This is a genomic window from Candidatus Uabimicrobium amorphum (assembly GCF_009002475.1).
GTDB classification, from domain to species: domain Bacteria; phylum Planctomycetota; class Uabimicrobiia; order Uabimicrobiales; family Uabimicrobiaceae; genus Uabimicrobium; species Uabimicrobium amorphum.
On the sequence record NZ_AP019860.1, the window covers coordinates 2,011,866 to 2,027,663 of the forward strand.

The following is a 15,798-nucleotide window of genomic DNA, read 5'->3' on the forward strand; positions in this document are numbered from 1 at the left end:
ATCACAACATATCGATATTTCTAAGCTTACAATATCGACAAACATAACGCAAATAGTTCTTAAAATTTACAATCATTAAACACAGATCGAATTCAATAGAAGAAGATACGCTATAGTGAAAAGGATGTCAAGCATTTTTTTACGTTCTCCCCCAACTTAATTTAGTAATTTCGCATTATTTTTCCAAATAATAGTGTGTAAATTTGCAAATACCCGTATAATTAAGGCAAAAAGTCTTGCAAAACAAAACACTCTCCATTATATTCTCTCTTACACACAAAACATATAGTTAGAAATCATAATGATTTGCAATGTAGAATTAAGATAGAACTGAATTCTACCCTTTTATTTTGCAGTATCGCTACTCTATATCATTACTATACAAAACCATATACGAACTTTTGTTCGTGACACATTTTCAATGTCTAAAATAATACAAAATGATTACAAAACATTTGAAGCTAAAGGATAACTAAAGTGAAAAATAAAAAGCTTCCAAAGAGTATTGATTTTCTTTCGTCACACGGATTAACGGTTATTTCTTTACTTTTTCTAATGGTAATAACTATCATCGGAACAATTGATCAAAAATACATTGGATTGTATCAATCTCAAAAAATATATTTTGAATCTATCTATTTCAATATAACTTTATTCAAAGCTGGTGGGTATGTATTTTTCCTACCTTTACCCGGAGGATATACCGTACTAGCAGTTTTATTCGTGAACTTGATTCTCGCTTTTGTCTTCAAGTTTCGCTGGCGCTTGCGTACATTCGGCGTGGTTGTTTGTCACATCGGATTACTTCTCCTACTCATAGGATCTTACCTAACATATGCTTACTCCGTTAATGGGCATATGACGTTTGCTGAACAGGAAAAAAGAGCGTATTTTGTCAGTTACACAGACAATGAAATTGTCTTAACCGAAACTTCTGCAGAAGGGGAAGAAACGAAATCTTTCGCCAATGAGTATTTATTTAAAGGTGCTACTTTACTTGCGCCTTCCAAAAAGATTCATGTCGAAATTGCCTATTTTTTCGAAAATTGCGATGCGATTCGCAACAAAGACAATTTATTTTCTAACCAAGAATATGTCTTACGAAAAATTGCTCCGTCTTTGGAAACAGAAATGAATAGTGTTGGAGTTTACGCCTCTGTTTTTAACGGCAAAAACCTCATTGGAAGATACTATATGTATCAAGGGGTTCCCGTTGACTTCAATTATCAGGGAGTTCATTACAGTATTTACATCCAAAGACGCAAATTTCCAGTACCATTTTCCTTAAAACTGCTAAAGTTTACTCGTGAATTGTACCCTGGAACACAAACACCAAAACACTATGAAAGTAAAGTAACGCTTTCTGAAAAAGACAGGTCAGGACAAAACAGTGAACGTGAAATACTCATCAGTATGAACCGTCCGCTACGCCACAAAGGTTATACGTTCTATCAAAGTTCTTTTAACCAGGAAAAAGACCAGGCGGGTAACACTATAAAATATTACTCTACGTTGGCGGTAATGAAAAACCCTGCCGAAGAGTGGCCTTATTTTTCATGTCTTCTTGTAGTATTGGGTATGATTATTCACTTTACCCCGAAAATGTTTCGCTTCGCCAAAAGGCAGGGTAAAAAATAATATTCAAATTAACATCTTGATATATAGTGATATTTTTGGAGCTGCATCATGAAAGAAACAAAAAGCCTTACATATATTTATTTTTTGCTGTGTATGTGCATGATCATTGCAGTCATTTTGCCAACACAGCAATGGGACGATACAGATCGCACCCCGGCTTTAGCCAAAAAGGGTATTGATTGGGACAATTTAAAAGCCATACCAGTCCAAAAAGAAGGTCGCGTTATGCCTTTCGACTCTTTTGCCCGTGTACTTTTAACACAAATTTCCGGAAAATCTTCCGTTAAAGTAAATGGGAAAAAGATATCGGCCGCTCAGTGGCTAGCGGAAACCATATTCGCAGGAACAACCGAGGATTATAAAATTTTTCTCATCGAGAACCCTCGGGTAATGGAAGCGATCAAAGTCGAATACAAAGCCGATCGCGATCGCTACTCTTACAAAGTACTGAAAACTCAGATAGATTTAATCAATCAGTACGCGGCACAAGCAGCGCGTGTAGAGCAAGAGAAACGAAGTATATTTCAAAATCAAATCATTCATTTGAGCAACAATGTATTTCAATACCAATCGCTCATTAACTCACTTTCTTTTTGGAAAAAGCGTAGGGATCTTGCAGGTATAGATACATTTTACACAACCATCGTATCCGAGCTGAATGCCGTACGTGTCGAAAACCCGAACATGTCCCCTAAATACCGACAGATTATTCAATCGATTATTACTTATCCTTACGAAAAACAAGTCGGTGTGTCTGTTGCACGATTTATGCATCATCTTTATTTTGCAGGGGAAATTTTCGCAAAATTTAACAAAATGAAACTCAGCCAAAAAATTATGGATATTACCAAAAGTTTAGAAAATAAAAATATCCAAAAAATGTACAGCGAAAGTTTCACCATGGTTCCACCACCACAACGACTCATAAACTTTCTAGAAACCGTAAAAAAATCTGGGGGTGAGGATGAGTTACCACGAGATATGGAAAAAGAATTCAAAATATATATCTCCAATTATCTCAATGGAAAAGTGATTAAAAAAGTTGCAAAACATAAATACAAACTCACACAACAAGGTGAGAAAGTGCTAGAAGATGTCGATCAGGAATGGAAAGCGCCATGGTATGTATTCCTCTCGACATTAAGTAACCCAGACGATACACGACGAGATAGCTTGAGTAGTCTCAATATGATACACTATGGATTTTCCAACAATAGTATCTCAGACATAAACAACGGAATAAAAGGTGTAAAAGATTTCAATAATAAGATGCTAAGTGATAAAACCACAAAAAAAGTATCACTAGAAGTGTCTTATAATCGCTATGACTTATTCTTCTGGTGTGTAGTGCTGTATTTAGCCAGTGCTATTTTCTGCCTAATTTCTTGGTTAGGGTGGGCAAAAAGACCTCTGTTTTTTGTCTCTTTGTTTTTTCTCATCGTGGCATTCATTTGCCATTCGTGGGGGATTACTTTGCGGATGATCATAAAAGAACGTCCTCCTGTATCCACACTGTATGAATCTATTGTTTTTGCATCGTGGGTCGGAGTCGGTATTGCAATGATTATGGAATATTTTTCCCGAGCAAGTAAATCCATTAGTTTATTCACGGGGGCCATTAGTGGCTATATTTTAATGGCCATTGCTGGAAAATACGCCATGGATGGTGACAACATGGCCGTTCTTGTGGCAGTTCTTGACTCCAACTTCTGGCTTTCTACCCACGTAACAAGCATGGTGATCGGCTATTCGGCGTGTTTGGTCGCTGGTGCCATTGGACATATATATGTTCTTATGCACTTGATGCCAAACACCAACCAAAAACAGGCCAAAGAAGTAGGCAAACTCGTATATGGTACTCTGTGTTTTGGAACCATCATCGCTTTTCTTGGAACGATTCTTGGTGGACTGTGGGCCGACCAGTCATGGGGACGATTCTGGGGTTGGGATCCAAAAGAAAACGGTGCTATGCTCATCGTCTTATGGAGTGTCATTCTACTACATGCGCGTTTAGGTGGTTACATTCGCGATTGGGGACTAGCTCTTGGTGCTGTATTCGGTAATATTGTTGTTGCTGCCGCATGGTGGGGAGTAAACCTTCTCAGCGTTGGTCTACACAACTATGGATTCACACAAGGTCTATTTAACAAACTTGCAATATTCACTGTTGCTGAATTATTGTTTATCGCCTTTGGAATGGTACTGTGGTACAAAAAACAAGGTGGCAAGTCAACTAAAACGCCGAAAGCGGCAACAGCTTAATATTCATTCATATCCACGAATATGTCATCTCCGTTTCTGCAGAAACGGAGATGACCATCCAACAACTACTTTTCCTGCAGTCCTGTGGTATATTCAAGCGTGTTCTTCTCACGTGCATACGTCATTATGCGAATGGGACGTGAAATCCGTTGGTGCTTCTCACCAAATACATCCACATTTAAAAAAGTGCTCGTATTTTTCACCATGGGAACAATGGAAAAATACACTTTTTTACAGCGATCATGTAGATAAAAAAATGGTGGTTGTACAATACAGCCTTTTATATGTGGTACAATTTGCCATTTGCGTTCGAGACAATCTGTCATACTTATTTCTATTCCATACTCTTTTTTTATCGTCAAAGAGCTGTCATAGACTACTTTCAAAAAGGCGGTCTTCACATCTTCAGATTTTGCCGCTGTTTTTTTGGGAGTTGCTTTGACTGATTTGGTTAATTTTGGTTGTGGTTGTGGTTCAGGAGCCTCGTTGTTTTTTGGTATTTTTAATTGTTGCGTTTTTTGTAAGTAGTATTTTACTGGCTCACGCAAAACACCATTATTTTCTAATTCAGCAAAGACATCTTCCTCGGTATCAAAAATAGCGAAGCACGAGGTCATTCCCAACATTTTAAATAAATGGTGTATTTTTTGCGAAACGCGGCACATTTTCAATTGTACATCTGTTTCTTCACATTGCTGTTGAAAAGTGGCAAGTATTCCCAATCCTGTGCTATCAATATAATGCACTTCTTGCAAATCGAGAATAATAATGGAGTCTTCTTCTTCAAGCGAGGAGCTGAATTGTTGGATGGGTTGTACAGTGTGCTTATTGATGGCCCCTAGCACAAATACAAATACAATATTTTTCTCTGACGAAAGAGAAAATCTATGAAATTGAAGGTTTGTTTTTTTCATGTGAAAAACTTCCTAAAATAAAAACACTTGTATTTTAGGAAGTTCCTACAATATTACTTTTTCTTTTTTGTCATTTTAAGAAGTTGTCCTCTTGTTGGCAGAGGGAATACTTCTAGACGATCAACTTTTCTCGCAATAGCTGGAAGCCTTGGATCTTTTGGACCGTTTTGTACAAGGAATGGATTTAACGATTTTAAACCAATCACCATTTCATTTGCATCGGCAACTGCCAGTACGTGGAAATTTTCTTTCGCTTGGGGATTGCTTTTCTCTGCGGTAATATTGATTGCATTTTCTAGCGCTTCTTTTACTTCTTCACAAAAAACATTCGAAAAGCCTACTTGTTGTGCTAAACAACTAATCGCCAATATAACAGGGTTTCGATAAACTGCGTTACATGGATATGTCATGTCTATAACGTACGAATTCATTTTCGCATGAACGGATTGATTACCGAATTCATCAATTGTTATATAACTACTGTTACATGGACATTTGTAATTACCTTTTGCAGCAAATTCCAAACTTCTTTGGCATACAGCACAAGGAGCAACATGTGGAAAACGTACTTGTTGTTTTGGTGGAGGAGCAACTGCTGATTCAGCGCCAAAGGACAAATCGATACCTCCGCCCATGCCCATTCCCATGCCCATTCCTCCCATTTGGTTACTTGGAGGTGGAGCCATTGCAGGCGGAGCTGGTGCTGGTGGCGGTGGTGGTGGTGCCGGTGCCGCAGGTCTAGGTTGCGCAACTGGTGGTGGCGGTGGTGGCGGTGGTGCTGCTGCTACAGCGGCATTGTTTCCCGCAGGAGAGCTCATAGATTCTGCTGTAATAGATTGTATGGCATCTTTATCTGTCTCGTAAATTTTAAATAGAGACAGTAACCCTAGCATGTCGAAAAGAGCTATTACTTTTTCAGGAACTCCTACCAGTTTTATATCCCCGCCACCTTCCTGAAATTTATCAGCTAGTTTTACAAGGAGTCCCATTCCAGTACTATTTATATATTTTACTTCAGAGAAGACCAAAATTAAATTCTTAACGCCTTGATTAAAGAAACCAATGAGCTTATCTTCAAATTGACGAACAGTTGTTCCATCAATGGCTCCGAGGATCTTCGTGATGATGATAGGCGAACCATCATGCAATTTTTCTTGTTTTGATTGGAAGAGTAGTTCGGGCATTGGTTCTCCTAAACTCTTTCAAAGATATTTGTATGCAACTAAAAAACTATATTACACTGGGGTGATTGAAGTGAATGCGAATTTTATAGATTTAACTTGAATTTATTCTAATAAAAAATATAAAATATATTCAAACTTTAAGAGCTAAGTATATTGCACAAAAAATAAAAGTCAAGAAAAAATTTTGAAAGGTAAGAAATGTCGAATGCTCCTTCTATTCCTCAACCTGTTTCGCAAGAAGAGTGGGACTTTGTAAAGCAGATACAAACTTGCGAACATCAATTTATTCTCTTATCGAGAAAAGCAACATTGCAACAGACCGTTCCAGCACAAAAATATCATCCTGTTGAATTTTTTCTTAAACCTTAAATAATCACTTTCATACACTTTTACATCAATGGCCACGGAAACGCAAATATTTGTGGGACTATTTGCGTTTCTGTGGCTTTGCAATTTAAGAGCTAATTAACTAAAACTTACGGAGAAAGAAATGCAAGGGAAAAATCACATCATTGGCTTTTTTATGGGGTGTTTAGCTGTATTTGCTCTGTGGTTCGCTTTACAATTACAGGAATATAGTTTTGCAGTTGCAATACTACTATCTATTATAAGTGGTGGCCTTGGTCATTTACTCGGCTGTATTTTATTCCAGGTCGCTCCAAGAACAACGCTGATTGCGTTGTTTTTATCCTTCATATTCTATACCACATACTTTATTCCTGAAATCAACAAGCATCGCAAAGAGCTCAACCCAAACAAGGAAGAATTCCTAAAAACAGCCCCTCCTGAACTGGTGATGACAACCACAGCTCTCGGAGGATTACGCGGTTTTATCATAGATATGCTATGGTTACGCGCAACCAAATTGCGCGATGAGGGTAAACACTACGAAATTATTCAACTATATGACCTTATTGGAAAACTAGAGCCACGACTTCCATCCATATGGGAGTTTACCGCATGGGAAATGTCTTATAACATCGCAGCGAGCACTCCCAAAAGAGAGGAAAAATGGCGTTGGATTTGGAAGGGCGTAGAGCAGCTACGTAACTACGGTATACGTTACAATCCAGGAGCATATAAACTTTATTGGCAGTTGGCGTTTATTTTTTTTCACAAAGCAGGAGTCAACAACCAAGAAAAACACGGCAGCTACTTCCAACAACAAATCATCAAAATGTCAAATGACATTCTCGGATCGCGCCCAAATCTCAAATTTTTAGTAGATGTCCCACGCTCTTATCTGCAACTACTAAAACATCCAAATATACAGTTTTTAATCCAAACAAAGGGTGTGGATTATGTAAGGGACATGGATGATAAAATTTCTCAAAAAACAACCCTTCTATCTGTCGGAGAACTTCTAAAATCAGAATTGCAAAATCAGCCCCCTCCGGCCAGCGACGAGGAAAAACAAAAATTACTCAAAGGTTATTCACTGCTACAAAAACATTGGGTCGTGAAAAACTTATGGGAAAAGCTACGCATGACCCCACAAAAAATGTATGCCATTGAGAAAAAGTACATTGCCATTGATTGGCGTCTCGCAGCAGCGCACAGCCTGTATTGGGCACAAGAAGGGGTTGATATCCAAAATCAAAAACCCGAATCGTGGCTTGAAAATGAGCAAAACCGCGTAAATGTACAAAACATGAACCGACTACGCTTTAACGCTTTACGAGAAATTTTTGAATACGGCTTTCCTGTTGATTTCGAAGATAATCAACTTATATGCATCCCTAACTTCAACGTAATCAAACCTCTCAACAAAGTATTTATGGAATTACAAGATGTATGGGGAGAGAGAGGTATCGTAAGTCATGAGGAATTTTTGCGAGATGTTGTCAAAACGACCTATGTATATGGGCGCAAAGATCTGGCGATGAAATACTATAAAAAAATGAAAAAATTGTTCAAGAACCCTAAATACAACCAGGACTTGGAACAGTACGTCATTTTAGAAATAGCGAGAAAAATTGATTACTGGGGTCGTGCTCACGAAATCGAAGCGTACATCATTGGTTTTTTAAAGCGTGGTTACCTTGATCTATTTCGCAATTATGTTGATGAAGAAGGAAAAAAGCGTGCCATCGAATTTCACCAATTCGCAAAGCTTGTACATGTTCAATACGTGAAACGTCATGGTGAGCTAAAACACATGGCAAAACCTTATGTTTATTTTGTAAAAACAGCACAAAAATCAATAAAAAAGACTCTTATTTCTCAAAATGGTAAAAAAAGAGGTCAACAAATATGGTCAAATATACGCGCCGCCTACCCGGAACTCATTGCCATTGACTAGGACGCGCTACACCTAGTGTCGATCTCTTCAAAGTGAAGAGATCGGGCTGTTCAACAAAACGTTTACTTCATAAAAAAACCACAGGAGAGTTTCCTGTGGTTTTTTTTTTGAAACCCGTAGCCACTGTTCTTACCAAATCCCTTCGTTGAAATATTCACTCATAACAGTGGTTACGCAAAACAAGCTTTATTCACAAGTAATCACTTAATCCATAAACTTATTTTTATCGATCTTTTGGCTTGTTTTTCGAGGCTTCCTCTTGATAAGAGGTATTGCCATCGTACTAGAATCCGCCTCTTTTCGGTCTACTTTTCGTGATGTAGATTCTTTTTCCTCTTTTTTAGGCTCATCTTTTTTGGTTTCGTCTTTTGCGTTATCCTTTTCGTCCTTCTTCACTTCATCTTTTTTAGACTCACTTTTAGCGGAGTCATCTTTTGATGGTGTGTCTTTCTTTTCTAACTTAGACTCATCTTTTTTGGACTCGTCTTTTTTAGATTCATCTTTTTTAGACTCATCTTTTTTGGACTCATCCTTTTTGGACTCATCTTTTTTGGACTCATCTTTTTTGGACTCATCTTTTTTGGACTCGTCTTTTTTAGAATCATCCTTTTTGGAATCGTCTTTTTTGGACTCATCTTTTTTGGACTCATCTTTTTTAGATTCATCTTTTTTGGACTCATCTTTTTTGGACTCATCCTTTTTAGACTCATCCTTTTTAGACTCATCCTTTTTGGATTCATCTTTTTTGGACTCGTCTTTTTTGGACTCATCTTTTTTGGACTCATCCTTTTTAGACGCGTCTTTTTTCTCTAGTTTAGACTCACCTTTATTCGCGGTTTTATTGTCTGGCTTAGGTTCATCTTTTTTAGTGTCGCCTTTTGCCACATCTTTTTTCGACTCGTCTTTTGCCGAATCTTTGCCAAGTGTTGTTTTCTTATCGTCTTTTTTGTCTTCACCTTTTGCAGGGGTTTTCTCTTCTTTGTTCGCAGAGTCTTTTTCGTCCTTTTTCGCTACCTCTTTACTGTCTTTGTTCTCTGGCTTAGACTCATCCTTTTTCTCATCTTTTTGGGAAGTCATCGCTGCCGTGCCAGTAGAAGATTCGTCCTCTTCAATTTCATCTTCAATTTCGTCTACATCTTCCACTTCATCATCAATATCTTCAACTTCATCATCAATATCTTCAATATCGTCTTCCCAAACTTCGTCAAAATCTGTCGCGTCAATTTCTTTGCGCATGAGAAAGTAGATTAAAGTACTCGAAGCAAATATATATGCCACAAGGTAGCCATAGACAAAATATTGTGTACCATAGTAAAAGATCATTAGGAAAACACCAATGCACGTCCAAAATTTATCAAGGTGCCAAAAGTTAATCAAACGCATTTTACGCACACGTGGTTCAACTTCATTGCTTGTTTTTTCCCATAGATACGACTCCGTAGGAACTCCTTGTATATATGCCCATATGTCGCTAATACTTGCGGTATACATCTGCACACCATTCAGTTGTTCTTGCAACAGTGCTTTGGCTTCTTCGTCCTTTTGATTTTGTAGTTCCGTTGCTAAAGTGTTATACGTCTTATTATAAGCCTCTTTGCTTAGATAATAAGCTTTGCTAACTTCTTGTACAGTGTTGTTTACACTTTTTCTTTTAACAACCTCAACTGTTTTCCAATTTTCATCGAAGATATATGTTGAAATTTTTTCACTATTTCCCACTAGAGATGTGTTAAAAGTTACGTGAACAAAAATTCCGCCGATCCACAACAAGAAAACACAAGATACAATAACAAAACCGTGATAAATCATATAAGACCACGGTCGAGAATATATATATTGAAGAGACGTAATGACCCCTTCGATTCCTTCGCATCCTTCCGTACATATAGAAGAAGAGATAAGGTTAAAGCCAAAAACTAAACCTATTCCCAAAACAACGATAAATATAGAAGAAAGTATTACTAAGAAAAATAATGCTACAAAAAGAATGGGACCAATGAGCGGAAATTTAAAAGTCAACCACCCGGCGATATAATTGCAACTACAAAAGAAGGCAATCACCAGCGCTAACATAATCGGGGTAAAAAACAAAGACAGCTTGTGCTTCCACGAAAATTTAAACGCCGCAGAAATCGACATAGATTCTTGTTTCGCTATGTGGTAAGCTATAATGCGGTTGATTGCCCCACCAAAAAAAGCCCATACAAATAAAAACCATGAAAACAAAATGGCCATAGCTTCATAAGAAGGTGTTTGTACGACTCTTTCAAAAGCTAATTTACTTCCAGGTAAAATGGCATAAATTCCTTGAAATGTATTTACACCATTATCTCCCAAACACGAAAAAAAGAAGTAAGTACTTCTAGCTATTAAATTTTCTTCATCACTAAATAACTCAATTACATACACACCTGCTATTAACATTAACACAGCTAAAAAGCCTATTATGATGGCATTTAAGTTTATCGGTACGCGTTGCCCAGCAAATGGTCCTGACCAACTTCGACTCGCTTCATTCATCTTCTTGAATTCCTTTCGATAAAATCTATAGCTGAAGTATTTTTCACTGTCAAATTTTGCGGTATTCTATTTAAGGCATGTCACCTACAAAAGTAAGACGATTTTCAAATACTTTATTATATATATATAATTAACATCTAAAAACGCGTTTGCAAACTAAATTTTGACTTAAAATACAGGTTGATGCTTGAACTGGATATTTACAACTGATACAATAACTCAAAAATATTTTTGGGCTATTATGATGTGCAGTGCTAAGGGGGTCTTTTATGGCCATAAAAATTGGGCAGACAATAGATAATTATGTAATTGTCGAGAAAATAGGTAGTGGTGGTAATGGGGTTGTTTATAAAGCAAAAAGTGAAGAAAATTTTGTTGCGCTAAAATTTCCAATCAGCAACAACATTGCCTATGACACACATCTTATTGAAAGCTTCAAAAATGAAATATCTGCGATAACTCGCCTTGAGCATCCTTACATTGCCAAACCGTTAAATGCAGGTGTCTATAAAATAAACGATCAGCAGATGATTCCTTATCTTGCAATGGAATATGTCGAAGGTACACCACTTTCTGCCATCAAAAGTTTACCGATGCGCGATGCGGTTATCCTGATGTCAAAAGTAGCAGAATGTATCGCTTCTGCACACAAGAAAAGAGTTATTCACAAAGATTTAAAACCTTCCAACATAATTGTCGACATCCACGGCAACCCCAAAATTCTCGATTTTGGAATCGCAAAGCTCATGGATCAATTTTCGACAAACTCTAAAATATTTGAAGGTTCTCCCAACTACGCGGCCCCCGAACAATTTTCCGGCGAAGGCTGCGACGAGCGTACCGACATATGGACAATGGGAGTCATTCTCTATGAGCTTCTCACCGCAAGATTACCCTTTTTAGTGGAAAATTTCGAGGAGCTATCTGATTCACGTGTGCAAATTTTTGCTGTACAAGATAGAGTAATCAATCACAAACTCCAAAAGCCTTCAAAAATCAATTTAGATATAGATCCTATCCTGGATGAAATTTGTATGAAAACAATGGCGAAAGCACCTGAGTCTCGCTATCAAAGTGCTGATGAAGTTGCCACAAGACTGAAGCAGTGGGGTCGCGAAAACAGGGATCGAGAATTTAAAAAAGCCCAAAAAATATTTTTAAGTGCGAAACTCATGCCGCGCAAAATGCGTGACAACCTAGTCAAAAAGACCCTGGACCAAATACACGTCGCTCTATCTTATGATGTCCTAACACCATCAATAAAGGACCTCATTAAACGTTGTTACTCATTCCTATATTCTCCACAGATATCTATTGTGGAAATGCCGCTACAAAATCTCGACGAGAACTCTTGGGAACAATTGCAACAACGGCTAGAAAAAATAATGCTTCTGGAACACAGCTTTATTGTACCGATAAGAGACATGGTTTTGGGTGCTGGGAAAAACGCAATTGTTCCTCACCAAGTGGTTCTTGTTTACGAACACACTAAGGGAAAGAATATCTTAAACAACGAGCCTACGCCAGAGTCAGTGACAAAACTGACACGTGATATCATCACAGTCCTTACCTATGTAATAAACATGGACTTGCGCCCATCTCTTCCTAGCCCAAATCAAATTTTTGTAGACCCGCTACAAATCATGGCGATGGAATGGCTATGGGACAAAAACAAAAAAGGCGTTAATGCCTGTGATTTAATGGCTCTTATTTATCATATTTTATTAAAAACACCTTTTGACCCCGATATGCCCAACTGGCAAAAAATACCAGAGATTTTCCGCGGGGAATTCAAAGAAACATTCACAAGCAACACCATCAAAACACCACAGCAATTGCTAGATGCGATGGAGAAAAAATTAGAAACATTAAAAATTATTGAAAAAGGTGTTCTCGATAGACCGTTCTCGTTTCCTCCTGGCGAGTATACTTTGCAAAAGTCTCTAAAAATAGAAGCAAAAGGTCGCCTCGAACTGCGAAATGATACCACATTATATTTCACAAAAGACACGGGAATTTTTTGCCACGGCCAACTCGATATACAAGGAGAATGGAATCCTGACTCAGGCAACGGCAGCATTCACCTAAAACCCGTTTCATCTCGTGAGGGATGGCAAGGCATACAGATAATACCAAACCATGACAATGTTAATATTATCAAGGGTTGCAACATCGAAGGTGCCCAAGGAATTTTGGAAGAAAAAAGTTTTGTATGTGGAGGAGCTATCCACATACAAGGAGGAAACTTCCGCATCCAACAATGTCGTTTTTCAGATAATAAAGTAGATGGTAGTGGTGGTGTTGTACACGTTTCAAATGAAAACAACAAGAAAGCAAATTTAGAAATAAAAGAGTGCATCTTTAACAACAACAAAGCGGCATTACATGGTGGTGCCATCAGCAACTACGCCTTTGGAAAAATGAATATCGTCGATTGTCATTTTGAAAACAATCGTGCCCTCGAAGAAGGCGGATCTATTTACGTTCGCGGAGTTGATAGCAACAATCAACTAAAAACCTCCGTTGTCGCAACGCGCTTCATTGAAAATCGCTCTAATATGTCCGGTGGCGCTGTTTACTGTGGCTTTTTCACCTACACTTTGGTGAAAAATGCGTACTTTGATAGCAATACCAGCGAAGATTGCGGCGGTTCCATTGCGGTAATTGGTAAAAAAAGTATCAGTGATGTTGTTATAGACAAGACTAAGTTTGTAAGTAATCGCTGTCAAAATCGCGGAGGGGCAATTGTTGCAAAGAAAAATAGCAAATTGACGATAAAAGACAGTCGCTTTGATGGCAATACCTCGATGCGCGACAGTGCAGGTGCTATCGCCATTGACGGTAAGGGAAGTGAAAATTACAGTGTGGCGGAATTGACAAAAGTAACTTTTGTTGAAAACAGATGTCACATTGATGGCGGAGCCATTAACGCGAACCTACTGTCCAAAATTATTTGTCATGATTGTCGCTTCGAAGGCAACTACACAGAAAATAACAGTGGCGGAGCAATCGTTATTGTGGGAAATAGCGGCGAGCTATTTAGCGAAGGCGAGTTCCACAATACCGTATTCATTCGCAATCGTTGCAAACAAGATGGTGGAGCCATTAATGCCAACTTGTACACAAAAACACTATTTGAATCTTGCCGATTCAAAAATAATAGTTGTGATGATAGTGGTGGTGCTGTAGAAATCGTAGGTGAAGAGGGAGATAATTTTTCGGAAGCTCTATTCAAAGAAGTCATGTTCCTCAACAATCGCTGTCGCATAACAGGAGGGGCCGTAAATGCGGTAGACTACACCCGCATACATTTCGAAGGATGTCAATTTGAGAATAACCGTGCAGACGAAGATGCAGGTGCTGTCTATGTTCGTGGCGCTGACGGGGGGAAATACAGCGAAATCACCTTCCGCAAAACTCAATTTGTCGAAAATCGCAGTAAATTTTCCGCAGGCGCTGTTTACCTGAATGTTCTGACGCGTTCTAAATTTGAAGAGTGCCTATTCAGCTCCAACTGTGCCGACAATAAACACGGTGGTGCCTTATTGATAACAGGAAAGCGCGCCAAAAATTGTACAGAGGTAAGTTGCCACAAAGTGCACTTTATCGAAAATCAGTGCAAGGCCAATGGCGGTGCCATCCACATTGGATTTTACTCGCTGTGTATACTAAATGACATGCGTTTTGAGCGCAACATCAGCGAAGGAAGTGGTGGAGCATTAGAAATTATCGGAAAAGACGACAATGGTCCTACAAAACTAACATTGAAAAAAGGTATACTTGCCGAAAACTCCTGTAATAGTGACGGTGGAGCCATCGCAGCAAACGCACACACGCAAATGGTTGTGAGTGATTGTAGTTTCCGTGCCAACGCTGCCAAAGGCAACTGTGGTGCTATTGGCATTATCGGCAAAATAGACAGCGAACCAAGCAAAGCCAAATTTGAAAAAGTAACCTTCATTGAAAATCATTGTCAGGGAGATGGAGGTGCGATTGCCGCCGGTATACGCAGTCGACTTATTTTCCAGAGCTGCAATTTTGAAGGCAACGCCGCCGATGGATCTTGCGGTGCAATAGGCATTGCTGGCAAAGACAATAAAAACCTAAGCGACGCCACGTTTAAAGACGTTGAATTTGTAGACAATCACGCCAACATTGACGGCGGAGCGATGGTCGTAGGAAAATTTAGTCGCATAAAGTGTACAGAAACTTCGTTCTTTAAAAATTACGCAGAAACCAAAACAGGAGGTGCCATCCTTGTTCTTGGAGCACACCCTCTATTTCCGACCATCTGCAACTTTCGCGAAGTAAAGTTTGTAAAAAACCACTGTGCTATTGACGGAGGAGCGATTAACGCAAATATTTACAGTCGAAATACGTTTGAAAATTGCCTGTTTGAAGAAAACTTTGCTCGCGAGAAAAACGGAGGAGCTGTTGTCCTTCTTGGTAAGGACAGCAGTTGTTACACCGAAGCATCTTTTCGCAAAGTACATTTTGTGAAAAATTACTGTGGTGTTTCTGGTGGTGCGGTTAACTCCAACGATTTTACACGTAGCCTATTTGTCAACTGTATTTTTGAACGTAACCGCGCCATGGGCAAAAACGGTGGGGCTGTTCTCATTTTAGGAGATAACAGTCAAGAACCAAGTGATGCCAAATTTAGTAAAGTACAGTTTGTCAACAACTACTCCGCAGGTTCAGGTGGTGGAGTAAACGCCCATGTATACACAATTACCCATTTCGAAGATTGCTTTTTCAAGAGAAACATTGCCGACGAAAATGGTGGTGGGGTATTTATTCGTGGTTTACGACGTGTTCCTAATAAATCTTACATTACTGGTTGTCATTTCGTTGGAAATATAGCGGAAAATATTGGACCAGACGTAGCACTTCATGCAGTAAAAGGAGTGACTGAATCTACTCTAATAGAGGAAAACACAATAGAAGTTGACGAAGAAGATATTTAGGAACATTACTC

Annotated in this window: 8 protein-coding genes; 5 read left to right on the plus strand and 3 right to left on the minus strand. The window is 38.6% G+C overall.

Annotation, left to right across the window (positions count from 1 at the left end; all coding sequences use genetic code 11):
* Window positions 1-477: 477 nt before the first annotated feature.
* A complete protein-coding gene (locus UABAM_RS07160) occupies window positions 478-1,638 on the plus strand; it encodes a cytochrome c biogenesis protein ResB (protein ID WP_151967313.1) in 1,161 nt (386 codons plus the stop codon).
* Window positions 1,639-1,686: 48 nt separating this feature from the next.
* A complete protein-coding gene (locus UABAM_RS07165) occupies window positions 1,687-3,900 on the plus strand; it encodes a cytochrome c biogenesis protein (RefSeq protein ID WP_151967314.1) in 2,214 nt (737 codons plus the stop codon).
* A 65-nt stretch (window positions 3,901-3,965) separates the two neighbouring features.
* Here the strand turns inward: UABAM_RS07165 and UABAM_RS07170 are convergent, their stop codons facing one another.
* Both UABAM_RS07170 and UABAM_RS07175 read right to left on the minus strand, forming a co-directional pair.
* A complete protein-coding gene (locus UABAM_RS07170; RefSeq protein ID WP_151967315.1) occupies window positions 3,966-4,814 on the minus strand; it encodes an STAS domain-containing protein in 849 nt (282 codons plus the stop codon).
* Between the two features lie 53 nt (window positions 4,815-4,867).
* Complete coding sequence (locus tag UABAM_RS07175; protein WP_151967316.1) at window positions 4,868-5,998, minus strand: STAS domain-containing protein; 1,131 nt, start codon at window positions 5,996-5,998, stop codon at window positions 4,868-4,870.
* Between the two features lie 198 nt (window positions 5,999-6,196).
* Between UABAM_RS07175 and UABAM_RS33345 the strand changes: the two genes are divergently transcribed.
* Window positions 6,197-6,367, plus strand: coding sequence for a hypothetical protein (locus UABAM_RS33345; protein WP_173013173.1), 171 nt, complete (start codon window positions 6,197-6,199; stop codon window positions 6,365-6,367).
* A gap of 121 nt (window positions 6,368-6,488) precedes the next feature.
* Entirely contained in the window at window positions 6,489-8,300 is a 1,812-nt protein-coding gene (locus UABAM_RS07180; RefSeq protein WP_151967317.1) for a hypothetical protein, read from the plus strand.
* Window positions 8,301-8,504: 204 nt separating this feature from the next.
* On the opposite strand, the gene UABAM_RS07185 is transcribed toward UABAM_RS07180, so the two are convergent.
* Window positions 8,505-10,820, minus strand: a complete 2,316-nt coding sequence (locus UABAM_RS07185; RefSeq protein WP_151967318.1) for a hypothetical protein — start codon at window positions 10,818-10,820, stop codon at window positions 8,505-8,507.
* A gap of 269 nt (window positions 10,821-11,089) precedes the next feature.
* Between UABAM_RS07185 and UABAM_RS07190 the strand changes: the two genes are divergently transcribed.
* Window positions 11,090-15,787, plus strand: a complete 4,698-nt coding sequence (locus UABAM_RS07190) for a serine/threonine protein kinase (protein WP_151967319.1) — start codon at window positions 11,090-11,092, stop codon at window positions 15,785-15,787.
* The last annotated feature ends 11 nt before the right edge of the window (window positions 15,788-15,798 follow it).

Excerpts from the sequence above, each read along its gene's own strand:
- UABAM_RS07165 (WP_151967314.1), top strand. The coding sequence starts at position 1,687 with ATGAAAGAAACAAAAAGCCTTACATATATTTATTTTTTGCTGTGTATG.
- UABAM_RS07170 (WP_151967315.1), bottom strand. The coding sequence starts at position 4,814 with ATGAAAAAAACAAACCTTCAATTTCATAGATTTTCTCTTTCGTCAGAG.
- UABAM_RS07175 (WP_151967316.1), bottom strand. The coding sequence starts at position 5,998 with ATGCCCGAACTACTCTTCCAATCAAAACAAGAAAAATTGCATGATGGT.
- UABAM_RS33345 (WP_173013173.1), top strand. The coding sequence starts at position 6,197 with ATGTCGAATGCTCCTTCTATTCCTCAACCTGTTTCGCAAGAAGAGTGG.
- UABAM_RS07180 (WP_151967317.1), top strand. The coding sequence starts at position 6,489 with ATGCAAGGGAAAAATCACATCATTGGCTTTTTTATGGGGTGTTTAGCT.
- UABAM_RS07185 (WP_151967318.1), bottom strand. The coding sequence starts at position 10,820 with ATGAATGAAGCGAGTCGAAGTTGGTCAGGACCATTTGCTGGGCAACGC.
- UABAM_RS07190 (WP_151967319.1), top strand. The coding sequence starts at position 11,090 with ATGGCCATAAAAATTGGGCAGACAATAGATAATTATGTAATTGTCGAG.